This is a genomic window from Pseudarthrobacter sp. RHLT3-21, assembly GCF_059383495.1.
Window position 1 is genome coordinate 278,781 of record NZ_JBWZCI010000001.1, and the last position, 26,201, is coordinate 304,981.

Below are 26,201 nucleotides of genomic sequence, written 5' to 3' on the forward strand. Positions count from 1 at the left end.
AACTTCCCCTCACGGGGATGAAGCAAACCAAACAACCTGCCACATAGATGGCATCTTGAAAGGAATAAAATGGAAGGCAATCTCAACCTCGTAGGTTACGGTCTGTCCGCAATCGGCGGTGGTATCGGTGTTGGTCTCGTGTTCGCCGCTTACATCAACGGCGTAGCACGTCAGCCGGAAGCCCAGCGCGTCCTGCAGCCGATCGCATTCCTCGGCCTCGCGCTGACTGAAGCCCTCGCCATCCTCGGCCTGGTCTTCGCTTTCGTTCTCTAGTCCGACTTCAGAACCAAGCGAACATCCAGAACCGAGTAGAAAAGGACGGGTGAATTATGAACCAGGTGATCATCTCAGCCGCCACAGAGGGCGAGACTAACCCACTGGTACCCAACGTCTGGGAAATGGGCGTTGTCCTCGCCGGCTTTGCTGTCCTCATGTTCATCGTGGTCAAGTTCATTGTCCCGATGTTCGAAAAGACGTTTGCAGAGCGCGCAGAGGCAATCGAAGGCGGCATTGCCAAGGCTGAAAAGGCCCAGGCAGAAGCATCAGCCGCCCTCGAAGAGTACAAGCAGCAGCTCACGGACGCCCGCGCAGAAGCTAACCGCATCCGCGAGGAAGCTCGTGCAGAAGGCGCCCAGATTCTTGCAGATCTGAAGGAAAAGGCCGCCGCTGAGTCTGCCCGCATCACGGCCCAGGCACACGTGCAGATCGAATCGGAGCGCCAGGCCGCAGTTGTGTCCCTGCGCTCCGAGGTAGGCACGCTGGCCACCACGCTGGCAGGCCGCATCGTCGGCGAAGCGCTCAACGATGACGAGCGTTCCGCTCGTGTGGTTGACCGCTTCCTGGCAGATCTGGAGAACCAGAACGCAGGTGCAGCTAAGTAATGTCAGGTGTATCGAGCGAATCGCTGACCACGGCGCTGACCCAACTGGAAGCAAAACTTCCGTTGGCCTCGCTGCAGTTGGCTAAGGAACTCTTCGGAATCCTGGGAACGGTGGACAGCTCGGCTGGCTTGCGCCGCGCCCTGACTGACCCGTCCCGCACCGGTGACGAAAAGTCTGCGCTGGTCAAGCAGCTTGTTGGCGGAAAAGTCTCCGCTGAGGCTGCGGACATCGCGGGCGGACTGGCCAGTTCACGCTGGGCATCGGCCCGAGATATCGGCGATGCACTCGAGACGCTTGCCGCAACGGTGGTCATCGCCGTTGCTGAAAACAAGTCGGCCGTTTCTGCCTCCGGAATCTCTGGGCTGGAAGAGCTGGAGAACGATCTGTTCTCCTTCAACCAGGCCGTTGCCTCCAACCATGAGGTACAACGTGCTCTGTCGGAGCCGCAGGCCAGTGCTGCTGCGAAGATCGGGTTGGCGCAGAAGCTGCATCCCGGCGCAGGCGAGGAAGCAAAAGTCCTCATTGCGCAGGCAGTTTCCCAGCCGCGCGGCATTAAGGCCACCAGCCTGGTAGCCCGGTTCGCCGAGCTGGCAGCCAAACGGCAGCAGCGCTGGATTGCATCGGTCAGCGTCACCCGTCCCTTGACGGAGACGCAGTTCGCCCGCCTCCAGGCAGGGCTGAACACCCTGTACAGTCGCGAGCTCAAGGTCAATATCACTGTTGATCCTGAACTGATCGGCGGAATCCGCGTCCAGGTGGGTGACGAAGTGCTCGACGCTTCGGTTGTCGCCCGGCTGGGACAGCTTCACCGCCAACTGGCCGGTTAGCCGGACAAGCACAACTTAACGAAACGAAACCCCGGTCATCGTGAGCAACGATGATCACGAAAACAGGAGAGCAGGGACTGCAGATGGCCGAATTGACCATCAACGCCGACGACGTCCGTAATGCGTTGAACGAGTTCGCGGCGTCCTACGAACCCGGAAACGCAGAGCGCGTAGAGGTTGGCCGTGTAACAACCGCAGGTGACGGCATCGCCCGTGTTGAGGGCCTTCCCTCGGTCATGGCGAATGAGCTGCTTCGCTTTGAAGACGGCACCCTGGGCCTGGCCCAGAACCTTGACGTCCGCGAGATCGGTGTCATCGTACTCGGTGACTTCACCGGAATCGAAGAAGGCCAGGAAGTCCACCGCACGGGTCAGGTTCTGTCCGTACCGGTAGGCGACGCCTTCCTCGGCCGCGTGGTTGACCCCTTGGGTCAGCCCATCGACGACCTCGGCGAGATCAAGGCCGAAACCACCCGTGCACTGGAACTCCAGGCGCCCGGCGTGACCCAGCGTAAGTCGGTCCACGAGCCGATGCAGACCGGTCTGAAGGCTATCGACGCCATGATCCCGATCGGCCGCGGTCAGCGTCAGCTGATCATCGGTGACCGCCAGACGGGCAAGTCGGCTATTGCCATCGACACCATCATCAACCAGAAGGCCAACTGGGCTTCCGGCGATGTGACCAAGCAGGTGCGTTGCATCTACGTGGCAATCGGTCAGAAGGCTTCGACGATCGCGGCTGTCCGCCAGACTCTCGAGGACAACGGCGCACTGGAATACACCACTATTGTGGCGTCCCCCGCGTCTGACCCCGCAGGCTTCAAGTACCTGGCACCGTACGCCGGTTCGGCCATCGGCCAGCACTGGATGTACGGCGGCAAGCACGTCCTCATCGTGTTCGATGACCTCTCCAAGCAGGCTGAGGCCTACCGTGCAGTTTCACTGCTGCTGCGCCGCCCGCCGGGACGCGAAGCCTACCCGGGCGACGTCTTCTACTTGCACTCCCGTCTGCTGGAGCGTTGTGCCAAGCTCTCCGACGAGCTCGGTGCAGGCTCGATGACCGGCCTGCCGCTCATCGAAACCAAGGCAAACGACGTCTCTGCTTACATCCCGACCAACGTGATCTCCATTACGGATGGCCAGATCTTCCTGCAGTCGGACCTCTTCAACGCCAACCAGCGTCCGGCTGTTGACGTGGGTGTCTCTGTGTCCCGCGTTGGTGGTGCTGCGCAGGTCAAGTCCATGAAGAAGGTCTCCGGTACCTTGAAGCTGGAACTGGCCCAGTACCGCGACATGCAGGCGTTCGCCATGTTCGCATCGGACCTCGATGCCGCATCGCGCCAGCAGCTGACCCGTGGTGCCCGCCTGATGGAACTGCTCAAGCAGGGCCAGTACTCACCGTTCCCGATCGAGAACCAGGTTGTGTCCATCTGGGCTGGTACCAACGGCTACCTCGACGAGGTTCCGGTTGAGGACATCAACCGCTTCGAGACCGAATTCCTGGAGCACCTCAAGCACAAGTCCTCCATCCTGACGACGCTGGCTCAGACCAACGTTATGGACGACGACACTGCTGAAGCACTGAAGACCGCGATTGTGGACTTCAAAAAGGGCTTCTTCGGCGAGGGTGACAACCGCCTGGTAGGCGCCGGCCACGAGGAGCACGACGCTATCTCAGAGGGCGACGTCGACCAGGAAAAAATCGTCAAGCAGAAGCGCTAGTTTCGCTGGCAGGGACTGGCGGGACCTTTGAGGTTCCGGCAGTCCCGGCCATCGGGATCTTAGGAAAGGAAAAGTATGGGAGCCCAGATTCGGGTCTACCGCCAGAAGATCAGCTCGACCACGTCGATGCGCAAGATCTTCAAGGCGATGGAACTGATCGCTACCTCGCGCATTGGCAAGGCCCGCGCACGCGTAGCGGCTTCACTGCCTTACGCAAACGCGATTACGCGTGCCGTTTCTGCTGTCGCGAGCCAGAGCGAAATCGACCACCCGTTGGTCACCGAACCGGCGCAGATCCGCCGGGCCGCCGTCCTGGTCATCAGTGCTGACCGTGGCCTTGCCGGATCCTACTCGGCAAGCGTGCTTAAGCAGGCGGTTGGCCTCAACGAGCTGCTCCGCGGGGAGGGCAAAGAAGTCAAGACGTATGTGATGGGCCGCAAGGCGCAGGCGTACTTTGACTTCCGCAACCTTCCTTACGAGCGTGTGTGGACCGGCAACACCGATGCGCCCGAGTTTGGAACTGCCCGTGAAGTCGGCGCGGCGCTGCTCGAAGCCTTCGCGACAGACTACGAAGAGGGCGGCGTCGACGAGATCCACGTCGTTTACACCCGCTTCAAGTCCATGGTGATGCAGGAGCCGACGGTTATCCGTCTGCTTCCGCTCGAGGTTGTTGAAGAGCAGGCGGCGTCCGAGTCGGACCTCCTGCCGCTCTACGAATTCGAGCCGGAAGCGGAGCAGGTCCTTGATGCCCTGCTGCCGCGCTACATCGAGTCACGCATTTTTGCCGCCATGTTGCAGGCAGCAGCTTCCGAGCTTGCAGCCCGCCAGCGGGCGATGAAGTCTGCCGGCGACAACGCCACGGACCTCATCAAGAAGTACACGCGTCTGCGCAACACTGCCCGACAGGCTGAAATTACGCAGGAGCTTTCTGAAATCGTTGCCGGTGCCGACGCCTTGAATGCGTCCTAGCCCGGTCCGGTCCAGCTGTACCTGCACTAACGAACAAACTTAACCCCACGCCATCTACTGAGTGAAGTGAGAGAGATGACTGCCACTGCTACCGAACACGTAGCCGCGACGACCGGTGCTACCGGCCGTATTGCACGTGTTATTGGCCCGGTTGTCGACGTCGAATTCCCGGCTGACGCAATCCCCTCGATTTACAACGCACTCACCACCGAGATTACTCTCAACGGTGAGACCAAGACCATCACGTTCGAGGTTGCCCTGCACCTCGGCGACAACGTGATTCGCGCCATCTCCCTGCAGGCAACCGACGGCCTCGTCCGCGGTACCGCTGTGGTGGACACGGGTGCCCCCATCTCCGTGCCCGTCGGCGACGTCGTCAAGGGACACATCTTCAACGTCCTCGGACAGCCGCTTGACGTGACGGAGGCCGAACTCGAGATCACCGAGCGCTGGCCCATCCACCGCAAGGCCCCGGCCTTCGCGACGCTTGAGGGTTCCACCGAGATGATGGAAACCGGCATCAAGGTCATCGACCTTCTCACCCCGTACATCAAGGGTGGAAAGATCGGCCTGTTCGGCGGCGCCGGCGTGGGGAAGACGGTTCTGATCCAGGAAATGATCACCCGTGTGGCCCGTAACTTCGGTGGTACCTCGGTATTCGCCGGTGTTGGCGAGCGTACCCGTGAAGGCAACGACCTCTGGGTTGAAATGGAAGAGGCGGGCGTCCTCAAGGACACTGCCCTTGTCTTCGGCCAGATGGATGAGCCGCCGGGAACGCGTCTGCGCGTTGCACTGTCTGCCCTGACCATGGCGGAGTACTTCCGCGATGTGCAGAACCAGGACGTGCTGCTCTTCATCGACAACATTTTCCGCTTCACGCAGGCAGGCTCCGAGGTTTCCACCCTCCTCGGGCGCATGCCGTCGGCCGTGGGCTACCAGCCCAACCTGGCTGACGAGATGGGCCTCCTCCAGGAGCGCATCACGTCCACCAAGGGCCACTCGATCACCTCGATGCAGGCCATCTACGTTCCCGCAGATGACTACACCGACCCGGCCCCGGCCACGACCTTCGCACACCTGGACGCAACCACGGAACTTTCCCGTGAAATTGCTTCCCGTGGTCTGTACCCGGCCGTTGACCCGCTGACGTCGACCTCCCGCATCCTGGACCCGCAGTACATCGGTCAGGACCACTACAACACGGCTGTCCGCGTCAAGCAGATCCTGCAGAAGAACAAGGAACTCCAGGACATCATCGCCATCCTTGGTGTTGACGAACTGTCGGAAGAGGACAAAATCGTCGTGTCGCGTGCACGCCGTATCCAGCAGTTCCTCTCCCAGAACACCTACACCGCCAAGCAGTTCACCGGCGTGGAAGGCTCCACCGTTACCATCAAGGACACGGTTGAAGGCTTCACCGCTATCTGCGACGGCGAACTTGACCACGTTGCAGAGCAGGCGTTCTTCAACGTCGGCAGCCTGGACGACGTTGAGCGCCAGTGGGCCAAGATCCAGGAACAGACCAAGTAATATGGCTGAGCTTGAGGTTGAGATTGTCGCAGCGGATCACTTCGTGTGGTCCGGAGCGGCCAAGATGGTCAAGGCCCGCACCAGTGATGGTGAGATCGGAATCCTGCCCGGCCACTCGCCCCTGCTGGCGATCCTGGCCGAAGGTGAACTGGCCATTGAGCCGGTTTCCGGGAACCGCATTACCGTGGCCGTTGACGGGGGATTCTTCTCCGTCGACAACAACCGCGTGGTGATTGTTGCTGACAACGCCCAACTGGGTGACGCGGCTACTGCTGGGATCCGCTAGCACGACACTGATGGACGCTCCGACTCTTACGTTCGTCGCCTTGGCAATCGCTTTCGGATTGCTGATTTTCGTACTGTGCCTTTCGGGGGTGCGCCGCTTCAATCTGCGGCGCGCCCTCGGCACAGTGGACGCCTCCATTTGCATCGCTGGAAACAGTTGGCAGATGGGGGTTTGTCGTTATCAGGACAACGACCTGGAATGGTTCCGCCTGCTTTCCCTGAGCGTGCGTCCCAAACATAAGTTCAAACGCAGCTCCCTGGAACTGCTGGGCCGGCGTAAACCCACCGACGCCGAAGCCGTGAAGGTCCAGCCCGACGTCGTGATTGTCGAACTGCGGTGCGAAGGCCAGGATCTGCGGCTGGCCATGAAATTCGATGCCTACACGGGGCTGTCCTCCTGGCTGGAAGCCGGGCCGGTCATCGGCGTGGGTACCTGGCGTTAGCCACGTGGACTGGATTGCTGATATCCGGTTGACCGACGGGCCGGTGTACTGGGCCGCCTGGGCCCTTGGGGCTGCCGCCGCACTGTCCCTGATCTGGCTGCCGCGCGCCCTTGGCCGCCGCCGCTGGTTCCTCAGTGTCGCCGCCGCCGTGGCCGCCGCCGCCGTCATGGTGCTCCTAGTCCACTGGGTCCTTATCTATTGGGCCTCAACTTTTCCCGAAGAACTGCCGTTCGACGTCCTGGCGTGGGTGTTTCCCGCCGCTGCCGCCCTTCTGCTGGTGCTGCTCCGGCTCCCCACGGGGTCGTGGCGCCGCCGTGTGCTGGATGTGCTTGCCCTCCTCGCCGTGGCGCTGCTGGCCGCGGTGCAGATCAACGCGTATTTCGGCCTCAACCGGACTGTTGCGGACCTGACGGGAACGGCGCTGAGCCGCATCCCGGCGCTGGAGCGGGAGCTGATGCGCCAACCGCACAGCCCGGCAACGACTCTGGACGGATGGAAACCCGCCAATGAGCTCCCTGCTGATGGCGTTCTCCGCACCGCATCCATTCCAGGAACTGCTTCGGGCCTCCAGCCGCGCGACTCGTACATCTACCTGCCGCCGGCCTACTTTGCTTCGAACCGTCCCAGCCTTCCGGTGCTGCTTCTGGTGCCCGGCCAGCCCGGCGGCCCCGCCGACTGGCTGACCGGCGGGTCGCTCCGGGCCCGCATGGACACTTTCGCCGCCCGGCACGGGGGAGTGGCGCCCATTGTTGTGGTGCCTGATCCCAACGGCAGCCAGTCAGCGAACAATCTCTGCATGGACAGCGCCATCGCCAAGGCAGACACTTACCTCTCGGTGGACGTGCCGGAATGGATCTCAGGGACGTTGGACGTGGACCCCGACCACCGGCAATGGGCCATAGGCGGCTTCAGTTTTGGTGCCACGTGTGCGGTTCAGATGGCCACCCGCCACCCGGAGCTGTACACGGGTGTCCTCGCCTTTTCCAGCGAGAGCGAACCTGCGCTGGCCAAGGAACGCCAGAAAACGGTTGACGCGGCTTTCCACGGCGACACCGCCGCCTTTGATGCCCAGCTGCCGCTGACTCTGTTGAAGGAGCGCAAGTATCCTGGCAGTGTGGCGTATTTCGCGGCCGGGGCTACCGATCCTGAGTTTGTGGCAAATCTTCGAACACTTGAGGCGGCGGCCCTCGGCGCAGGTTTCACCGTGGGCTCGGACGTGGTGGCGCACACCGGCCATTCGTGGGACGTGCTGACGCCCGGCCTGGACAATGGGCTTGAGCTGCTGGCCGAACACTGGGGGTGGGCCAAATGAGGGAGGCAGACGAAACCCGTGCGCCGGCCCTGCTCTGGTCAACTGTCGTGCTCCCGGCCGGCCGAAGAACGTGGGGCTACCTGCGGTCCGTGCCACTGACGCTCAGTATCCTCGGCATTTTCCTGGTGGTCGGGGCGGCAACCGGCAGCTTCCTCAGCGGACCGCCGGAGGAGCTTCTTTCCGTCGCAGGCGTCAGCGCCCCTGGCCTGAAGGCCGGGCACTGGTGGGCCCTGGTGACGTCACTGTTCTTTGTGACCAACCCGCTGGCCTATCTGGTGGCGACCCTGATGATCCTGCTGCTCTTGGGACTGGCCGAGAGGAGCCTTGGGCCCCTTCAGACGGCAGCGTTTTTCCTCGGTGGCCAGTTTGCGGCTGTCACAGTCTTTCTGCTCCTGACCCAGCTGGCGAGGTACGCGGGAGACGGCTGGCTGGGGCTGATGGCGGACAACAGCCTGATCGGGCCCTATGCCGCTATCCTGGCGGCTTCGCTCGCCGCGAGCGGCAGGATTCCTGTTCTGTGGCGGCGCCGGTTGCGCACGGCACTGCTCTCCGTGTCCCTCCTGCTGGTTCTGTACGTGGGGCATGCCGAGACCGTCATCGGCCTGGCAGGTGCGGCGGTGGGTCTCGCGGCCAGCTGGTGGAACCAGGGCGACCACGGCCAGCTTCACCCGCCCCGCTCGAGCGGCAGGGAAACCAGGAACCTGCTTGCCCTGACGGTGGCCGTGTTCGCCGTGGGCCCCATCCTTACCGCCGTTGCCCGGACGCCCACGGGCCCGCTGGCGCTGCTCCGGGACGTGGTGCTGAACCCCATGCCCACACTGGGCCAGCTCGAAGCTAACTGCGGAGCAACAGTGGAGGCATCCTGCCTGGAGGTGGGGCGGACGGGCTTCGCCGGTCCGTTTGGCCTCGTCCTGGCAGTTGTGCCGGTGGTTCTGCTCCTCATCTGTGCTGACGGCATGCGCCGGGGCCGCCGCATGGCACTGCGCATCACATTGGCCCTTCAAGTGGCAGTCACGGCGATGGCTGCCGTCTACCTGGCCCTGTTCGCGCTGATCCCGCACTATCCGGCGCGGCCGCAGACTGCCGCCATGGGTTCGGGTTTTGCCCACATTCTGCCTTTGGTGATCGTCCCACTGCTGCTGGCCGTCCTGCTCTGGGTAAACCGCCGGCAGTTCCGCGTGGAGACTGTCCCGGCTGCCCGGCGTCGGCTGCTGACAGTGGTAGGGGGTGTCTGGCTGTTGCTGGCCGGGAGCTACGCCCTTGCCTGGTTTGCCGCAGGGGGCATAACGCGCGACGGCGGCCTGCTGGGTTTGTTGGCCGAATTGTCCAGGCAGTATCTGCCGGTTCCACTTCCTAATCTCTATCACCGGGTTTTTGCTGACCGGAACGGCCTTGAGTCCTTCATTTTTGGCTACTCCGGGCCCGTTTTCTGGCTTGTTGCGCTGGCTGGCGTCTGGTCCGTGCTCCTGGGCCGGCATCATGGCAGCGATTCGGGCCACGACGACAGGGCCACAGCGCGGAAGCTGTTGCATGAGGGCGGCGATTCACTGTCGTGGATGGCCCTCTGGGAGCCCAACCGGTACTGGTTCAGCCCGGATGGACGCGGCGCCGTCGCCTACCAGCTGCACGGCAGTATTGCCCTGACGCTTGCGGGCCCCTTCGGTGCGGCCGACTCCCGTCAGCGGACCGCTGAAGGGTTTCTTTCCTACTGCGGCGGCCGCGCGCTCAGCCCGGCCTTCTACTCGTGCGACGACACGCTGTGGCCTATCCTGCGGGACCAGGGCTTCCAGCGCGTGTCCGTGGCGCAGGAGACCAGGCTGTCGGTCCGGCAACTCGAATTCACGGGCAAGGAATGGCAGAACGTACGGACTGCGCGGAACCGCGCCGCCAAGTTGGGCGTCAAAGCCGTCTGGGGTACCTACCACGGGCTTCCCTCCGCGCTGCGCGCGCGTCTCAGCGAAGTATCGGAGGAATGGGCGGCAGGAAAATCAGTTCCGGAAATGGGATTCACGCTCGGCGGCATTGATGAGCTGATGGACGACGAGGTGTTGTGCTGCCTTGCCGTGGACGGCGACGGCCAGGTGCACGGGGTCACCAGCTGGTTGCCGGTTTACGACGGCGGGACCCTGGTCAGCCGTACGCTGGACGTTATGCGCCGGGGTGCCGACGGGTTTCCCGGGGTGATGGAGTTCCTGATTGCTTCGGCGGTCCTGGAGTTGCGCGAATCCGTGGAGGTCATCTCGCTCTCCGGGTCCCCGCTCGCCAGCCTGCCCGACGACGAGACACCGGGGGAGCCGATGCAGGCCGAGAACCTCGTCCGCATCCTCGATGTGGTGGGCCACGCCCTTGAACCGGTCTACGGATTCCGGTCCCTGGCGGCCTTCAAATCACGCTTCAAACCGGAGTACCGGGCGCTTTATCTGTATTACCAGGATCCCTTGCAGCTGCCTGCGATCGGCCGGGCGCTCACGCGGGCCTATTTGCCCGGCCTTTCGCTGCGCCAGGGGGCACGGCTGGTCCGGGGCCTGGTGGGCCAGGGAAGCTGATCGTCCTGGAAGTAGGCCCGAAGCTTTTGTGGCTGGCGAAGTCACCGTGGACAAACATGCGGTGGACAAAGAAAAGATCCCCGGCACGGATGCCGGGGATCTCGTCTTCGCTGGAAGCCGCGCAGCTGGCGGCCACCGGGCGGGAGACTAGACCAGCGTTACGCCGGTAGCCTGGGGGCCCTTGGCACCCTGACCGATTTCGAACTGAACGCGCTGGTTCTCGTCGAGGGTCTTGAAGCCACCGGTCTGGATTTCCGAGTAGTGAACGAAGACATCGCCATCGGAGTCATCCGGGGTGATGAAGCCGAAGCCCTTTTCAGCGTTGAACCACTTGACGGTTCCCTGTGCCATTTATTTCTCCTCATTATGGAACTTGTCTAAGTCCGGCACACCTCGTGCTGGACTTGGTCACTCCGCGAGAAGAATCCTTCAATGCCGTTCCTGGGAACATGCGCTGCAGGAGCTTCGCGCTCGCAACTTGTCTTGCGAGCATGAAAAACACCTACACAAAGACTGATCTAAGAATTTCACGCCGATTCCTTCAGGTCAACGCCTCTGAACGGCCAATACGGCAAATTTGGCGTAAAAAACGGATGAAGCCCCTTGTCAGGGGCCGAAGGCGGTCGCCGGTGCGGATACCCGGCGTCAGAAAAGCGGATAGCGGGCATCAGAAAAGCCGGGAGTCGCTGTCGTCCACACCGCGCATGGCATCATAATCCAGCGTGATGCAGTCGATGCCGCGGTCGTTGGCCAGCACCTTGGCCTGCGGTTTGATCTGCTGGGCAGCGAAGATGCCACGGACCGGAGCCAGCAGCGGATCGCGGTTCAGGAGTTCAAGGTAGCGGGTGAGCTGTTCCACGCCGTCGATGTCGCCCCGCCGCTTCAGCTCGATGGCCACCGTGGCCCCGCTGGCGTCACGGGCCAGGATGTCCACCGGGCCGATGGCGGTGAAGTACTCGCGGCGAATGAGTGAAAAGCCCGAGCCCAAGGTCTCAATCTGATCGGCGAGCAGGCGCTGGAGGTCAGCTTCGACGCCGTCCTTGATCAGTCCGGGGTCCACGCCCAGATCGTGGGAGGACTCGTGCAGCTGCTCGTGGATGTTGATGATCAGGCGGTCATCGGTCTTGGCGGACTGGACTGTCCACTGTTCCGTGACGCCAAGCTCCAGGTCAATGTCCTCCGGCGAGGATACCCGCAGGGTTGCGGGCGGGCTCATCCAGTTCAGCGGCTTGTAGGAGCCGCCGTCGGAATGGACCAGCACCGAGCCGTCGGCCTTGACCAGCAGGAGCCTGGTGGCAAGGGGGAGATGGGCTTTGAGCCGGCCAACATAATCAACTGAACATCGGGCTATGACAAGTCGCACGCCGTACACACTACCGGGGCTGGGGCAGAATGGAGGCATGCCGCGTTCCAACCGTCCCCGCAGACCTGCCTCCGAAAGGCCGGGCGGAGCTGCCGGAAAGCCGGCCGGCAAAAAGGGCAACGGCGATGTTCCTGAGCTGGATTTGGAGCGGGCGCGTGCTGGAATCGCCCGGCGGGAAAGTGCGCCCGACGGCGAGTGGATGGTCAGGACCATGACCGCCAGGAACGCGGAAAAAACCTATATTTGCCCCGGCTGCTCCACCGCTGTTGTCCCCGGAATCGCCCACCTGGTGGTCTGGAAGGACGATCATCTGTTCGGTGCGGCCGCCGGCCTGGCTGAACGCCGCCACTGGCACACGAACTGCTGGCTGTCCCGGACCTACCGTTACCGCTGACCCGGACCAGCCCGGACCAGCCCGGGCGAGCGGCGCTCCGGAGAATCCGCGCCAACGAGCCGGAACACGGCGCCTGGCGGCCGCCGGAAGTCGCTAAGCTGGCAGGCATGACTTTTGATCCGGCGTCGTACGAATTCAGCCAGCCAGCAGGGCCCGCACCCATCCGCGCGTCAACGGTGCTGCCGGCCCGGCGCGAGAACATCGAGCTCCGCACCGAAGATGGCCACGCCCTGGTGGGGGAACTGGCGCTGCCGGAGTCGGGCCCGATCACCGCCACGTTGATCACCCTGCATCCGCTTCCGACGCACGGCGGCTTTATGGACTCGCATGTTTATCGCAAGGCGTCGTACCGGCTTCCTGCCCTTGCCGGCGTGGCCGTGCTTCGGTTCAACACCCGCGGGACGGGTTCGCCGCGCGGAACCAGCGCGGGTTCCTTCGAGGAGGGGATCGGCGAGCGGCAGGACGTTGAGGCGGCCGTGCGATTCGCCGTCGAACGCCAACTGCCCAACCGCTGGCTGGTGGGCTGGTCCTTCGGCACCGAGCTGGCGCTGATGTACGGTGCCGTTGAGCCTGTGGCCAGCCAAATCGAAGGTGCCGTGCTGCTGTCGCCCCCGCTGCACCGTGCCACCGACGCCCACCTGCGCCTCTGGGCGGACTCCGCCAAGCCGCTCACGGTGCTTGTGCCGGAGCATGATGACTACTTGCAGCCGGCGGCCGCCGCTGAACGCTTCAGCCTGGTGCCGCAGGCCCGGGTGGTGGGGGTGGACGGCGCCAAGCACCTTTGGGTGGGGGAGAAGTACGCTTCCCGCGTGCTCAATGAAATCGTAGATGAGGTGACGGAAGCAGGATCCGGACCCGAAGGCCTGCCGCAGGTGTGGAACGGCCCGGTGGCTACCTCAGCCGCCTAGTGCCTGTCCGTTAGTGCTTGTCCTGGCGGACGATGTAGATCTCCTTGATCAGGAGCAGGATGGCGGCCGCCGTCGGGATGGCGATCAGTGCGCCCAGGACGCCCAGCAGGCTGCCGCCGGCAATCACGGAGATCACGGCAACGGCCCCCGGCACGGCCACGGCTTTCTGCATGATGCGCGGGGAGATGAAGTACGCCTCGAACTGGAGGTAGGCGAAGTAGCAGATGCCGTAGACAGCGGCCGTCTGCCACCCGACCGTCAAAGCGATCAGCAGGACCACGATGCCGGCGATCATGCCGCCCACCAGGGGGATGAACGCCAGCAGGGCCACCACGAAGGCCAGCAGGAGGGCGAACGGGACACCCACAATGGACATCACAATGAACGCAAACGTGGCATTGAGCAATGCCACGCAGGCCTGCCCGATCACATAGTTGCCTACGGAACGGGTGATCTCCTCGGACAGGGCTTCCACCCGTGCCCGGCGCGACCGCGGCGCCAGCCGGTAGCCCCACTTCTTCATGGCCGGAAGGGCTGCCAGGAAATAGAGGCTCAGGACCAGGACGATCAACGTGCCGAAGAGCCCGTTGGCCAGGGTGGAACCGAAGCCCACCACCCCGCCGAAGATCCCGCCCATCGCCTCGGGATTGTTGACGAATTTGTCGAGTTCCTCGTTGATGCGGTCGCGCACACCGAACTGGTCATCCACGTTGCGGAAGAATTCTGAGTCGATGAAGTCCCGTACCCAGGTGGGTGCCTGCACCACAATTTGGGTGACCTGTTCCACGATGGTGGGGATGAGGGTAGCGAAGAACCCTCCTACAGCCACCACCAGGACCAGGACGGCCAGGAGAATGCCGGCCGGGCGGGGAATCCGGCGGTTCTCCAGCCACCCGACCACGGGTTCCAGACCAAGGGCAATGAACAGGGCAGCGACAATCCACAGCAGCAGCTGCGTGGTGTTGGAACCGATCCAGTAGACCAGCAGGGCAAGGCCCACGCCTACAGTGCCCATAAAGCCCATGTAGAGGGGATGCTGCATCGACATCCGGGGACCCGGACTGCCAAACTGCGCGGGCGTCCTGCCGGCCTCGCCGTCCTCGGTGGCGGCAGGTTCTTCCGTGTGGTTGTATTCCGGCGGGATCTCAAACCGGAGCCTGGGCTGGGCGCCCGGCAGCGGCTGGCGCAGGCGCCGCACAAGCTGGCCAAGGGCGGCAGCTGCGGAGTCCCGCAGCCTGGCCGTCGCAGGCCTTTCCGGCGAGGATTCCAGGGCGCCAGCGGCCGGTTGATTTTCGTGTCCCGTGGAGGACTCTTCCGTCTTGTCAGTCACTGGTTTAGGGGGCCTGTTCCGTGCGTGGCGCCGCATCTGCGGGCCGATGTGATGATCATCGCAAACACTATCAGCAGCCTTGCCAACAGGAGCGAGGGCGCCCGCCGGGCCGTGCCGGCACCGCTGTGTCCGGACTCCGCCGGCACCCAAACGGGGGTTCTGGTAACAAAACGGTTACTATTGAAAGTAAACCCCCGCGAATGATAGGTGTTTCCTTTGCGCTTCAAGACTGCAGTTGCACTCGTGCTGCTCGGCCTCCTGACACTTCTGGCCGGTATCGGCCAGAAGACAATCTGGGCTCCCTCCGAGACCTTTACGGCATCCGCCCCGGCAGATGCCGCGGCGGCGCCACTGACCGTCATCGACCAGAACCTGCGCACCGCGCAGGGCGGAACGGTGAAGATCAAGATCGAAGGCGACGGCAACTTCCTGCTCGCGGCCGGCCGGCCTGACGACGTGGACGCCTGGGTGGGCCCGACAGCCCACAACACCATCACGGGGGTTTCCGAGGACAACAAAACCCTGCAGGTTGAGCACGCCGACGGCGACGCCACCGCGCCGAATCCGTCCGGATCCGACCTCTGGGTGTCCACCGAAAACGCGAGCGGCGAGCTGGAGTACTCATGGACTCCCCCCGCTGACGGCGAATGGTCGCTGCTGCTGGCGTCCGATGGCACCAAGCCCGCACCGTCGTCGATCTCCATGACGTTCCCGAATGACACGAGCACCCCGTGGGCCATCCCGCTGACGGTGCTTGGCGGCCTGCTGATCCTCGCCGGCATCGCTTTGGTGGTCCTGTCCGCCCGCAAGCGCGACGGCGAAGGCAATGGCAATGGCAAAGGAAGCCTGTTCGCCCGGCGTGCCCGGGCAAGGGCTGAGGCGAAGTCCTCCTCACGGCTCGGCATGGTTTCCGGCGGCATGGTCACAGCCGCAGTAACTGCCCTGGTTGTGGCCGGCACGGGTGTTGCTGCCAACGCGGCCACCACCCCTGCCCCGGCTTCCGAATCAGCGTCGCCGGCGGCCGCCCAGGCAGCCGCACCGGTCCTCCTGGACGCCCAGTTCCGCAGGATCCTGGAGCAGGTCTCCAGCGCCGCCGACGCCGGCGACGCCGCAAAGGACGCAGCCAAGCTCGCAGAGCGCGTCGCCGGGACGGAGCTTGAGGTCCGCACCCAGAACTACAAGATCCGATCCCAAGTGGGTACGTATGAAGCCCGGATGCCAGTCCGTTCCACCAAGCTCCTCACCACCGTGGTCACCAGCGACCGCAGCTGGCCCCGTTCGGTCCTTGCCGTCACGCAGGGTGACGGCAACGTCGTCCCGCAGCTGCTCACCCTGGTCCAGCCCTCGCCCCGGGAGAACTACAAGCTGACCGAGACCACCCCGCTGCAGCCGGGAACCACCTTCCCCGCCATCGGCCGGGACGGCACGGACACGCTGGCCGCCAACGACAAGTCGGGCCTGCTGTACAGCGGCGAAGAAGCCATGGCCGGACTGGCCGACCGCCTGACCAATGCAGAGTCGAGCTTCAAGGACAAGCTGGTGGAGGGGGCATCCTCGCCGTACATCGCCGACACGCTCTCGTACCAGGCCGAGGTGGTCAAGTCAGGCGAAAACGGCAACTTCTCCTTCACCCACAAGGTGGTGCCGGAAAGCACTGTTGTGTTCCGGACGGCCGACGGCGGGGCGCTGGTGCTGGGCCGGATCAACTTCGGCTTTGATGGCACGCCGAAAGCCTCCGGTGACAAACTCACCATCGGCGACGACGCCGCGGCGCTCGCCGGCGGCAAGGAAACCACCACCGGAATGGTGCTGAACTTTGCTGAATCAATGGCGGTCTACGTCCCGCCGGCAGGTTCGACGGATCCCATCAAGCTGGTGGCCGCAACGCGCGGGCTGGTAGGCGCAAGCTTCAAATAGGTCCGCAGGGTCCAGTCCCTGACATTGCCCCGGCGGCTTACCCCCGGCAGCGGCCGGAGTGGCTAGAGTGGAAAGCATGAGTTCGCCAGCTTCCCGCCCAGTCCCTCCAGCCGCTGCCAGCCTGCTTAACCTGCGTGGCGCCGTCGACCTTTCATCCCTGAAACAGCGCCAGGCGCCGCCCGCTGCTCCCGGCAATCCGCCGGTTCCCGGGGATGCCGGTGCCAGCGCAGAAGCAGATGCGGTAGCGCACGACGGCGGCGCGGCGCCGCTGCGGGTCACTGTCACTGAAGGCAACTTCCAGGAACTCGTGGAGCTTTCCGCCCAGGTGCCCGTGGTCTTCGCGCTGTGGGCGGCGTACTCGCCGGAATCCGCCGCGATGCTTGACTCGCTGGAGCGGGTCATCAACAGCTACGGCGGCCGCCTGGTGTTAGGGGCGGCGGACATCGAAGCCTTCCCGCAGCTGGCACAGGCCTTCCAGGTCCAGGCCGTCCCCACTGCCGTCGCCGTCCTCAAGGGCCAGCCCGTACCGCTCTTCCAGGGCGGCGCCGAGGAAGCCCAGATCAGGCCCCTCCTGGATGAACTGCTGAAAGTGGCGGCCGCCAACGGCGTCACGGGCAGCCTCGGCGGGGGCGGTACGCCGCCGGAAACGGAACCGGCACCCCTCCCGCCGCTGCACCAGGCCGCCTTCGACGCCATTGAGGCGGGCGACTACGAGGCGGCAGCCGTGGCCTACCGCCAGGCCTTGCTGGAAATGCCCGCCGACGCGGAGGCCAAGGCCGGCCTGGCCCAGGTGGAGCTGATGGCCCGGATCCAGCCGCTCTCCGCCGGGGACTCTGAAGCATTGCGCACCCTCGCCGCCAACGAACCTGACAACCTGGCCGCCCAGCTGGGCGTGGCGGACCTGGACGTGTCCGGCGGCCACGTGGAGGACGCGCTGAACCGCGTGATCACCTTCATCGGCCGGAACTTCGGCCCGGAACGGGAGACCGCCCGCGTACGGCTCCTGGAGCTCTTTGACGTGGTGGGCACGTCCGACCCCCGGGTGGCCAAGGCACGCCAAGGACTCGCCAGGGTCCTGTTCTAGTGCCGGCCCTGTTCCAGCCGCTCAAGATCCGTTCCCTGGAACTCACGCACCGCGGCTGGGTGTCACCCATGTGCCAGTACAGCTGCGGTCCCGACGGCGCCCCGGGGGTTCCGAACGACTGGCACCTGATGCATCTGGGCTCCTTCGCCGCGGGCGGCGCCGCGTTGATTCTCACCGAGGCGGCCGCCGTGAATGCGGCCGGCAGGATCAGCCCCCGCGACGCCGGGCTGTACAACGACGAACAGGCCGAGGCCTGGCAGCGGATCACGTCCTTTGTGCACCGGCACGGTGCCGCTGAAGCGAAGATCGGCGCCCAGCTTGCCCACGCGGGCCGGAAAGCGTCCACCTATTGGCCGTTCGCCGGGCAGCGGGGGAGCGTCCCGGAGTCCGACGGCGGCTGGCCCACGGTGGGTCCAGCAGGGCTTGCCTTCGACGGCTATGCCGCACCCGCCGCGATGACCGAGGCACAGATCCGGGAGGTCATTGCCGATTTCGCGGCCGCCGCAGTGCGTGCCGTGGACGCCGGCTTCGACACCGTGGAGATCCATGGCGCGCACGGCTACCTCCTGCACCAGTTCCAAAGCCCGCTGATCAATACCCGGACCGATTCCTGGGGCGGGGACGAAGCCGGCCGGAACCGGCTGATGCTCGCCGTTGTTGATGCGGTCCGCAATGTCATCCCCGAATCCATGCCCCTATTGCTGAGGATTTCGGCCACCGACTGGGCGCCGGGCGGCGTCGATGTCCAGTCTTCGGTCCGGCTGGCCACCCAGGCGGCGGTGCACGGGGTGGACCTCATTGACGTCTCCAGCGGCGGGGCCGTGGCCCATCAGGACATCAAGCCGGGTCCGGGTTATCAATCGGAGTTCTCCGCACGTATCCGCCGGGAAGCCGGGGTTCCCACGGGCACCGTGGGCCTCCTGACTTCCGCAGGCCAGGCGGAGCATGCCGTGGCCACCGGGCAGGCCGACGGCGTGTTTATTGCCCGGGCCGCGCTCCGGGATCCGCACTGGTGGCTCCGGGCGGCGTTTGAACTGGGGCATGACCTCCCGTGGGCGCCTCAGTACGAACGGGCCATCCCGCGGCATTCGTTCTAGGCATTCCTACGCCTTTGGCCCTACTCCTGCGGGAGGACCCCGTCGGCAGGGACCTGGGTCTAGGCTGGCACTATGACTGCTCCGCATCCCGATCCCTACTCTGATCCGGTGGCGCACGCCGGGCCTTTTCCTGCCCTGTCCATCCGTGGGCTCGCCAAGCGTTTCGGCGGAAAAATCGCCGTGGACGGGATCAGTCTCGACGTCCCGGCAGGTTCATTCTTTGGCATCGTGGGCCCCAACGGCGCCGGCAAGACCACCACGTTGTCCATGGCCACCGGCCTGCTGCGGCCGGACTTCGGCACAGCCATTGTCCACGGCGTGGACGTCTGGGCCCGGCCGCTGGAGGCCAAGAAACTGATGGGCATCCTCCCGGACGGTGTCCGCCTCTTTGACCGGCTCACCGGCGAACAGCTGGTCACGTACGCGGGGCTGCTGCGTGGCATGGACAAAGACGTGGTGGCGTCCCGCGTGGGCGAGCTGTTGTCGGCCCTGGACCTCAACCAGGACGCCGGGACCCTCGTGGTGGACTATTCGGCCGGCATGACCAAAAAGATCGCCCTGGCTTCGGCACTGATCCACGCCCCGCGGCTGCTGGTGCTTGATGAACCCTTTGAATCCGTGGATCCCGTCTCGGCGGCCAACATCCGGTCCATCCTGGACAGCTATGTGGCCTCCGGCGGGACGGTGATCGTCTCGAGCCACGTTATGGACCTCGTCCAGCGGATGTGCGACCATGTCGCCGTAGTGGCGGCCGGAAGGCTCCTCGCTGCCGGGACCGTGGACGAAGTCCGCGCCGGGGCATCGCTGGAAGAAAGGTTCGTCCAGCTAGTCGGCGGACGCAACCACACGGAAGGCCTGGAATGGTTGCGCACCTCCTAAGGCTCAAGCTGACCCTGCTGCGGAACGGCCTTCGGCGCAGCCCCTGGCAGCTCGTGGGCCTGGCCTTCGGCGGTCTCTATGCGCTCGGAATCGTGGGTGCGCTGGTCGTGGCACTGGTGATGCTGCGGCAGGAAAACAACGAGCTGGCGTTCACGGCCGTCGTGCTCGCCGGTTCAGCGGCCATCCTGGGCTGGGGGATCATCCCGGTGGCGGTCTCGGCCACAGACATGACCCTCGATCCCGCCCGCTTCACCACGTTTGCGGTCCCCATGCGGCAGCTCCTGACCGGACTGGCTTTGGGCGGCCTCATCGGAATTCCCGGGGTGGCCACGTCCCTCGTAGCACTGGCCACCGTGGGCACGTGGGCGCGCGGCTTCGTTCCTGCCCTTGCCGCGTTGCTGGGAGCGGCCCTCGGTGTCATGACGTGCGTTGTGCTGTGCAAGGTGGTCACCACCGCCACGGCCAGCCTGGCGGCGTCGCGGCGCTTCAAGGACGTCAGCGGCGTTGTCTTTATGGTCCCGTTGATCCTGATGGGCCCCATCGTGGCCGGAGTGTCGCAGGGGATCTCGGCGTCCGCCGGGTTCCTGCCTGCCTTTGCCCGGACGCTCGCCTGGACGCCGCTGGGTGCTGCCTGGTCCCTGGGCGGAGACGTCGACGCCGGACGGCCCGGTGAGGCCGCCGCGAAGCTGCTCATTTCGCTGCTCACCCTCGCGGGACTTGCCTGGTGCTGGAAAGTCCTCCTGGAACGTGCACTTGTTAACCCTCCGTATGCGGGGAGCGGGAGCCGCAAGGGCGGCAAACTGGGGCTGTTCGCGCTCCTGCCTGCAACACCGACCGGCGCCGTCACGGCACGTGCCCTGACCTACTGGCTGCGGGATCCCCGCTACGGCGGATCGCTCATTGTGATTCCGCTGCTGGCGGTGGTGATGTTCTTCCAGGCGAGCCAGGGGGACAGCTTCGGAATCCTCGCGATGCTGGGCCCGTTGACGGCTTTCCTCATGGCCTGGTCGATCTCCGCCGACATCTCCTACGACAGCACCGCGTTCGCGCTCCACCTAGCCACCGGCGTACGGGGAGTCCCGGACCGGCTGGGCCGGGCCCTGGCGTGCCTGATTCTCGCCGTCCCGGTGGTGCTGGCCTTTTCAGTGGTGCCGTTTATGTTCACCGGCAGCTGGGAATGGCTGCCCGGAGTGCTGGGACTCTCGGTGGGAATTCTCCTGACCGGTCTTGGCCTCTCGTCGGTAGTCTCGGCGCGGTACAACGTCGCAGTGCCCCTGCCCGGAGACAGCCCGTTCAAGAAGCCACCCGGCAACGTCGGCCAGACCATGGCCGTGCAGTTCGGCGGCATGGGTGTCCTGTCCATCCTGGTGCTTCCGGAAGCCGGGTTGATCATTGCCCAAAGCGTGACGGGAAATCCCGTCTTCGGGTGGCTGAACCTTGCGCTGGGCCCGGTCCTGGGACTGGTACTTTTTGTGGTGGGCATCAGGATCGGTGGCCGCTGGCTGGAGGCCCGTGGCCCGGAGATGCTGGCCCAACTGACAGTCAACCGCTGATTCCGTAAAGCACCAGAAAGGCCACCGGACATGGAAGTTGTCATTCTGCAGGGCAGCAAACAGATCGGACGGCTCGCCGCCGATGCCATCGAGGCCCTGCTCCGGCGCAAGCCCACCGCTGTGCTGGGCCTCGCCACAGGGTCATCGCCGCTGCCTGTCTACGACGAGCTGGCGGCACGGCACCAGCGTGACGGGCTGGACTTCAGCAATACCCATGCCTTTGCCCTGGACGAATACGTAGGACTGGCCCACGGGCATCCGGAGTCCTACCGGGAAGTCATCCGGCGGGAATTCACCAGCCGCATCAACATCGCCGAAGGCAACGTCCATACGCCTGACGGTGCGGCCGAGGACTTGGCCGCGGCATGCCGCGACTACGAAGATGCCATCCGGGCGGCGGGCGGCGTGGACCTGCAGCTCCTGGGCGTAGGTACGGATGGCCACATCGGCTTCAACGAGCCCGGGTCCTCGCTCGCATCCCGGACCCGTATCAAAACGCTGATCGAGCAGACCCGCCGGGACAATGCCCGGTTCTTCGCCGGACTGGCAGAGGTGCCGCACCACGTGGTGACCCAGGGGCTGGGCACCATTCTCGAGGCCAGGCACGTTGTCCTCATCGCTACCGGGGCACAGAAGGCACCGGCCGTCCGCGACTTCGTGGAAGGGCCCGTCGCCGCCATCTGCCCGGCCTCTGTCCTCCAGTTCCACCCGCACGCCACCGTCCTGGTGGATGAGGCCGCGGCGTCGTCACTGAAGCTCGCCGACTTCTACCGGCACACGTACGATCACAAACCTGACTGGCAGGGGCTGTAATTCCCAAGGCTGTAATTCCGGCCACACACCACGGGCGGGCGGGTACCGGTGTTGCGCGGAACGGCCGACGGCGGCGGGTGCGGTGAGTGCAAAACGGTCCTCCCGCCGTCGAACGCCTTCCGTCCGGGGACGCTAAGATGGATGCCATGACTAGCATGACGGACCCTCTCGAAAACGACCCGATGCGCGAGCTTTCCGGGGCTGGAACGTCCACGGCAACCATCGAGCGCGAAGAGCTGCGCCAGGAAGTGGAGCCCGGTGACCGGGAACGCTTCTCGCACTACGTGCGCAAGGAAAAAATCATGGAATCCGCGCTGACGGGTGATCCTGTCATTGCCCTCTGCGGCAAAGTGTGGACGCCTGGCCGGGATCCGCAGAAGTTCCCGGTGTGCCCCATGTGCAAAGAGGTTTATGAGGGCCTCCGCCCGGGCAACGACGGCGGCAAGGGTCCCGGAGGGGACTCGGGCAACAACAAGTAGTGACGGAGACGCTCTTTGGCGGCCCCACCCTGCCACCGGCCTATCCGGAACGCGCAGCCTGGGGAACCGCCCAAAAACTCCGTGCCTGGCAGCAACAAGCCCTTGACCTCTACTTCAGGACCGATCCCCGCGATTTCCTGGCCGTAGCAACTCCCGGCGCCGGCAAGACCACCTTTGCCTTGCGCGTGGCCTCCATGCTCATCGAATCCGGGGCGGTGAACCGGGTCACCATCGTGGCGCCCACGGACCACCTGAAACGCCAGTGGGCTGACGCGGCTGCCAAAGTGGGCATCGCCATTGACCCCAACTTCAAAAACTCCGACGGCCAGCACGGACGCGGTTTCGTTGGCGTAGCTGTCACCTACGCCCAGGTGGCCAGCAAACCCATGCTGCACCGCGCCAAGACCGAGGCCGCCCGCACGCTGGTGATCCTTGACGAGATCCACCACGGCGGCGAGGCCCTGTCCTGGGGCGACGGCCTCCGCGAAGCGTTTGACCCGGCGGCACGGCGGCTCTCCCTGACCGGGACTCCGTTCCGCTCCGACACCTCGCCCATCCCGTTTGTTGAATACGCGCAGGACAAGGACGGCATCCGGCGCTCGAAAGCGGACTACACCTACGGCTACGGTAACGCCCTGCGTGACCATGTGGTGCGCCCGGTGATGTTTATGGCCTACTCGGGCCAGATGCGGTGGCGTACCAGCGCCGGCGAGGAAATGGCCGCTTCCCTCGGCGAATCAGCAGTCACCAAGGACATCGTTTCGCAGGCGTGGCGGACGGCCCTCAACCCCACCGGGGAATGGATTCCCGCTGTCCTGGCGGGAGCGGACAAACGCCTCAGCGAAGTGCGCCGTACGGTTCCGGACGCCGGCGGGCTGGTCATCGCCACGGACCACGAGGATGCCAGGGCCTATGCCGGGCAGCTGAAGAGGATCACCGGCGAATCACCCACTGTGATCCTTTCCGACGACGCCAAGGCCTCCAGCAAGATCGAGGAATTCACCGTGAGCGAGAAGCGGTGGATGGTTGCCGTCCGGATGGTGTCCGAAGGCGTGGACGTTCCCCGGCTGTCCGTGGGTGTCTATGCGACGTCAACTTCCACGCCGCTGTTCTTCGCCCAGGCGGTGGGCCGCTTTGTGCGTGCCCGGAAGCGCGGCGAAACCGCTTCGGTCTTCCTGCCGTCCGTGCCGCAGCTGATGGCCCTGGCCAACTCGATGGAGGCCGAACGCGACCACGCGCTGGACCGCCCCGAGAAAGAGGACAGCGACGGCCTGTTCAATCCCGAGGACTCGCTGATGGAAGAAGCCAACCGGGAGGACAAGGCGTCGGACAGCCTCACTAAGGGCAAGTTCGAGGCCCTCGACTCCCAGGCGTCCTTCGACCGGGTATTGTTCGACGGCGGCGAGTTCGGCACCGGGGGAGAAGTGGGCTCGGAGGACGAACTGGACTTCCTCGGGATCCCCGGGCTGCTGGACGCCGAGCAGGTGGGCACGCTGCTGCGGCAGCGACAGCACGAACAGCTCAACCGCAAAAACAGGCGGGCACCGGCAGCCGAGCCGGCCGCTGCGGCGCCGGCCATACCGGATCATCGGATGCTGATGGACCTGCGCAACGAGTTGGCCAAAAACGTGGCGGCCTGGTCGGCGCGGACCGGAACCCCGCATGGTGTGGTGCACACGAAGCTGCGGACGGTCTGCGGCGGCCCGCCGGTGGCCCAGGCGAACGAGGAGCAGCTTCAGTCCAGGCTGCGCAAGCTCCAGGACTGGTTCATCGGCCGGAAGTAGGACCCCAGGAGACAGCTGTGGCCCGGGTGCTGTGCATCCCGGGCCACGCTTGCTGTTGGTCCTGTGTCAGGCGGCTTGTGTCAGGCGTCAGGCGACTTCGACGCCGCCGAGTTCCATTTCGGCGACGGCATCCTCCAGGTCTTCGGCGATGCCGGCGGTGAGTGAACGGATGACCGTGACGGAGTAGCCGGCCTGGACCGCGTCCAGCGAGGTGGCCATAACGCAGTAGTCGGTGGCGATCCCCACCACCACAACGTCCTCCACATCGTGGCTTTGCAGCCAGTCGTCCAGTCCGATGGCGTCGTCCGCCGGGGCGTAGGAGGCTGCGTCAGCGGGCATGGCACCAGGCTGGCGTTCCCCGGTGGGGACAGCATCCTCAGGGGCCAGCAGGCCCTCAAAGCCGGAATACGCCGCGGTGAACTGGCCCTTCTGGAAGTAGGCCTGGATGTATTCGGTGTCCAGGTCCGGATGGAGTTCGGCGCCGCGTGTGCCGGCGACGCAGTGCCGCGGCCAGCTGTCCTTGAGATCGGGTGTGTCGGAAAAATGTGCACCGGGATCGATGTGCCAGTCCTGGGTGGCAATAATGTGGTCGAACTCGTTGTGATGGGCGTCCACGTACTCGCTGATGGCTCCGGCAACATCGGCACCGCCGGCCACGGCCAGGGAGCCGCCCTCGCAGAAGTCGTTCTGGACGTCAACGATGATCAGGGCGCGGGACATCAGTTCTCCTCGTAGATGGTGGGGATGGCAGGCTCGCCGCGCTGCAGGCGGTTGACGACGCCGGGCAGTTCGGCCATGGTGTCCGCGTGCCGCTGGCGGGCGCGGACCACACCCTCGTGTCCGGTCCAGCCCGGCAGCAGCTCGCCGTTCTTCATAAACTGCTGAAGCAGCGGCCGGTCGTTGCCGTCGTCCTCGGGGCGGTGGCCGATGCCCACAATTTCCTGGGTGGCCACCCCCCGCTCGTTGAGCTTGCGCAGCGCATATTTCCGTCCGCCCATGCTGGTTTTGTTCTTGGCGGCCTTCGCCACGGAGACGAAATTGCCGGCGTCGTCGGTGCGGCTGACAAGCTTGTAGACCATGCTCGCGGTGGGTGCGCCGGAGCCGGTGACCAGCGACGTGCCCACGCCGTACGAATCCACCGGGGCGGACTGCAGCGCGGCGATGGCGAATTCGTCCAGGTCCGAGGTCACCACAATCTTCGTGTTCACATTGCCGAGCTCGTCCAGCAGCTGCCGGACCCACTGGGCCTGGGCCACGAGGTCCCCGGAGTCCAGACGGACGCCCCCCAGCTTGGGCCCCGCCAACTCGACGGCGGCACGCACGGCAGCTTCGACGTCGTACGTGTCCACGAGCAACGAGGTGCCGGGGCCGAGGGAGGCGATCTGCGCCTCAAAGGCGTCCCGCTCGGTGTCGTGGAGGAGCGTGAACGAGTGCGCGGCGGTGCCCACGGTCTTGATGCCGTAGCGGATGCCGGCCTCGAGGTTGGAGGTGCTATCGAACCCGGCGATCACGGCGGCGCGGGCGGCCGCGGCCGCCGATTCCTCGTGCGTGCGCCGGGATCCCATTTCGATGCACGGCCGGTTGCCGGCCGCCGTGATCATGCGGGATGCGGCGGAGGCGATGGCACTGTCATGGTTCAGGACAGAGAGAAGGTAGGTCTCCAGCATGCAGGCTTCGGCAAACGTTGATTCGACAATCAGGATGGGGGAGTTGGGGAAGTACGCCTCGCCCTCCGGGTAGCCCCAGATGTCACCGGAAAACCGGTAGTTTGCCAGGTATTCCAAGGTGTCCTGGTTGACCACGCCGGTCCGGCCCAGGAAGTCCAGCTCTGCTTCGCCGAACCGGAAGTCGGCGATGCCTTCCAGCAGGCGGCCCGTTCCCGCCACAATCCCGTACCGACGGCCGTCGGGCAGACGCCGGGCAAAGGCCTCGAAGACCGACCGACGGTGTGCGGCGCCCGAATGCAGCGACGCCTGCAGCATGGTCAGCTCGTAGTGGTCTGTGTAAAAGGACGTGCGGGGATGGTCCCAGCCGGCGGAGGTACTCACGAAATTCACTCTAGTGTGCATCCCCATAGAATGGACAG

At 64.9% G+C, this 26,201-nt stretch carries 25 protein-coding genes; 20 read left to right on the forward strand and 5 right to left on the reverse strand.

Annotation, left to right across the window (positions count from 1 at the left end):
• Nucleotides 1-69: 69 nt before the first annotated feature.
• From atpE to AC50YA_RS01315, 10 genes are all read left to right on the forward strand, one after another.
• Entirely contained in the window at nt 70-273 is a 204-nt protein-coding gene (gene atpE, locus AC50YA_RS01270) for an ATP synthase F0 subunit C (protein ID WP_009356484.1), read from the forward strand.
• Nucleotides 274-329: 56 nt separating this feature from the next.
• The gene (locus AC50YA_RS01275) at nt 330-881 is read left to right on the forward strand and encodes a F0F1 ATP synthase subunit B (RefSeq protein ID WP_494980584.1); all 552 of its coding nucleotides are present in this window, start codon (nt 330-332) and stop codon (nt 879-881) included.
• Nucleotides 881-1,708: a F0F1 ATP synthase subunit delta gene (locus AC50YA_RS01280; protein ID WP_494980585.1), complete on the forward strand. Its 828-nt coding sequence runs from the start codon at nt 881-883 to the stop codon at nt 1,706-1,708. Before AC50YA_RS01275 ends, AC50YA_RS01280 begins: the two co-directional genes overlap by 1 nt.
• Nucleotides 1,709-1,791: 83 nt before the next feature.
• Nucleotides 1,792-3,429 carry a F0F1 ATP synthase subunit alpha gene (gene atpA, locus AC50YA_RS01285; RefSeq protein ID WP_494980829.1) on the forward strand — a complete coding sequence of 546 codons (1,638 nt, stop codon included), beginning with the start codon at nt 1,792-1,794 and terminating at the stop codon, nt 3,427-3,429.
• Between the two features lie 75 nt (nt 3,430-3,504).
• Entirely contained in the window at nt 3,505-4,398 is an 894-nt protein-coding gene (locus tag AC50YA_RS01290; RefSeq protein WP_494980586.1) for a F0F1 ATP synthase subunit gamma, read from the forward strand.
• Between the two features lie 75 nt (nt 4,399-4,473).
• Nucleotides 4,474-5,928 carry a F0F1 ATP synthase subunit beta gene (atpD, locus tag AC50YA_RS01295; RefSeq protein WP_494980587.1) on the forward strand — a complete coding sequence of 485 codons (1,455 nt, stop codon included), beginning with the start codon at nt 4,474-4,476 and terminating at the stop codon, nt 5,926-5,928.
• A gap of 1 nt (nt 5,929) precedes the next feature.
• Entirely contained in the window at nt 5,930-6,214 is a 285-nt protein-coding gene (locus AC50YA_RS01300) for a F0F1 ATP synthase subunit epsilon (protein WP_160672012.1), read from the forward strand.
• Nucleotides 6,215-6,224: 10 nt separating this feature from the next.
• Complete coding sequence (locus tag AC50YA_RS01305) at nt 6,225-6,656, forward strand: DUF2550 domain-containing protein (protein ID WP_494980588.1); 432 nt, start codon at nt 6,225-6,227, stop codon at nt 6,654-6,656.
• A 4-nt stretch (nt 6,657-6,660) separates the two neighbouring features.
• A complete protein-coding gene (locus AC50YA_RS01310) occupies nt 6,661-7,968 on the forward strand; it encodes an alpha/beta hydrolase (RefSeq protein WP_494980589.1) in 1,308 nt (435 codons plus the stop codon).
• Nucleotides 7,965-10,514, forward strand: coding sequence for a bifunctional lysylphosphatidylglycerol flippase/synthetase MprF (locus AC50YA_RS01315; RefSeq protein WP_494980590.1), 2,550 nt, complete (start codon nt 7,965-7,967; stop codon nt 10,512-10,514). Before AC50YA_RS01310 ends, AC50YA_RS01315 begins: the two co-directional genes overlap by 4 nt.
• Before the next feature lie 147 nt (nt 10,515-10,661).
• Here the strand turns inward: AC50YA_RS01315 and AC50YA_RS01320 are convergent, their stop codons facing one another.
• A complete protein-coding gene (locus AC50YA_RS01320) occupies nt 10,662-10,865 on the reverse strand; it encodes a cold-shock protein (protein ID WP_011692441.1) in 204 nt (67 codons plus the stop codon).
• 316 nt (nt 10,866-11,181) lie between these two features.
• A complete protein-coding gene (nucS, locus tag AC50YA_RS01325; RefSeq protein ID WP_058933052.1) occupies nt 11,182-11,877 on the reverse strand; it encodes an endonuclease NucS in 696 nt (231 codons plus the stop codon).
• 37 nt (nt 11,878-11,914) lie between these two features.
• Here nucS and AC50YA_RS01330 point away from each other — a divergent pair, with 37 nt between their 5' ends.
• Nucleotides 11,915-12,271, forward strand: coding sequence for an Rv1322 family protein (locus AC50YA_RS01330; RefSeq protein WP_494980591.1), 357 nt, complete (start codon nt 11,915-11,917; stop codon nt 12,269-12,271).
• A 107-nt stretch (nt 12,272-12,378) separates the two neighbouring features.
• Nucleotides 12,379-13,179 (forward strand): alpha/beta hydrolase, encoded by an 801-nt coding sequence (locus AC50YA_RS01335; RefSeq protein ID WP_494980592.1) that lies wholly within the window; start codon nt 12,379-12,381, stop codon nt 13,177-13,179.
• Between the two features lie 10 nt (nt 13,180-13,189).
• On the opposite strand, the gene AC50YA_RS01340 is transcribed toward AC50YA_RS01335, so the two are convergent.
• Nucleotides 13,190-14,509 carry an AI-2E family transporter gene (locus AC50YA_RS01340; RefSeq protein WP_494980593.1) on the reverse strand — a complete coding sequence of 440 codons (1,320 nt, stop codon included), beginning with the start codon at nt 14,507-14,509 and terminating at the stop codon, nt 13,190-13,192.
• A gap of 216 nt (nt 14,510-14,725) precedes the next feature.
• On the opposite strand from AC50YA_RS01340, the gene AC50YA_RS01345 reads away from it, so the two are divergent.
• The 8 genes from AC50YA_RS01345 to AC50YA_RS01380 all read left to right on the forward strand — a co-directional run bounded on the left by AC50YA_RS01345 (nt 14,726) and on the right by AC50YA_RS01380 (nt 24,115).
• On the forward strand, nt 14,726-16,426 hold the full coding sequence (locus AC50YA_RS01345; RefSeq protein ID WP_494980594.1) for a DUF8094 domain-containing protein: 1,701 nt from the start codon (nt 14,726-14,728) through the stop codon (nt 16,424-16,426).
• 76 nt (nt 16,427-16,502) lie between these two features.
• Nucleotides 16,503-17,510 (forward strand): co-chaperone YbbN, encoded by a 1,008-nt coding sequence (locus AC50YA_RS01350; RefSeq protein ID WP_494980595.1) that lies wholly within the window; start codon nt 16,503-16,505, stop codon nt 17,508-17,510.
• Nucleotides 17,510-18,607, forward strand: a complete 1,098-nt coding sequence (locus AC50YA_RS01355) for an NADH:flavin oxidoreductase/NADH oxidase (protein WP_494980596.1) — start codon at nt 17,510-17,512, stop codon at nt 18,605-18,607. Before AC50YA_RS01350 ends, AC50YA_RS01355 begins: the two co-directional genes overlap by 1 nt.
• Nucleotides 18,608-18,679: 72 nt before the next feature.
• Nucleotides 18,680-19,486, forward strand: a complete 807-nt coding sequence (locus tag AC50YA_RS01360; protein ID WP_494980597.1) for an ABC transporter ATP-binding protein — start codon at nt 18,680-18,682, stop codon at nt 19,484-19,486.
• Nucleotides 19,468-21,039 (forward strand): transporter, encoded by a 1,572-nt coding sequence (locus tag AC50YA_RS01365; RefSeq protein WP_494980598.1) that lies wholly within the window; start codon nt 19,468-19,470, stop codon nt 21,037-21,039. Before AC50YA_RS01360 ends, AC50YA_RS01365 begins: the two co-directional genes overlap by 19 nt.
• A gap of 30 nt (nt 21,040-21,069) precedes the next feature.
• Nucleotides 21,070-21,852, forward strand: coding sequence for a glucosamine-6-phosphate deaminase (gene nagB, locus AC50YA_RS01370; protein ID WP_494980599.1), 783 nt, complete (start codon nt 21,070-21,072; stop codon nt 21,850-21,852).
• A gap of 137 nt (nt 21,853-21,989) precedes the next feature.
• Nucleotides 21,990-22,331 carry a DUF3039 domain-containing protein gene (locus AC50YA_RS01375; RefSeq protein ID WP_160671973.1) on the forward strand — a complete coding sequence of 114 codons (342 nt, stop codon included), beginning with the start codon at nt 21,990-21,992 and terminating at the stop codon, nt 22,329-22,331.
• Nucleotides 22,331-24,115: a DEAD/DEAH box helicase gene (locus AC50YA_RS01380; RefSeq protein ID WP_494980600.1), complete on the forward strand. Its 1,785-nt coding sequence runs from the start codon at nt 22,331-22,333 to the stop codon at nt 24,113-24,115. The genes AC50YA_RS01375 and AC50YA_RS01380 overlap by 1 nt, the downstream gene beginning before the upstream one ends.
• Nucleotides 24,116-24,202: 87 nt before the next feature.
• Here the strand turns inward: AC50YA_RS01380 and AC50YA_RS01385 are convergent, their stop codons facing one another.
• Nucleotides 24,203-24,835, reverse strand: coding sequence for an isochorismatase family protein (locus AC50YA_RS01385; protein ID WP_494980601.1), 633 nt, complete (start codon nt 24,833-24,835; stop codon nt 24,203-24,205).
• Nucleotides 24,835-26,163: a nicotinate phosphoribosyltransferase gene (locus AC50YA_RS01390; protein ID WP_494980602.1), complete on the reverse strand. Its 1,329-nt coding sequence runs from the start codon at nt 26,161-26,163 to the stop codon at nt 24,835-24,837. The genes AC50YA_RS01385 and AC50YA_RS01390 overlap by 1 nt, the downstream gene beginning before the upstream one ends.
• Between the last annotated feature and the right edge of the window lie 38 nt (nt 26,164-26,201).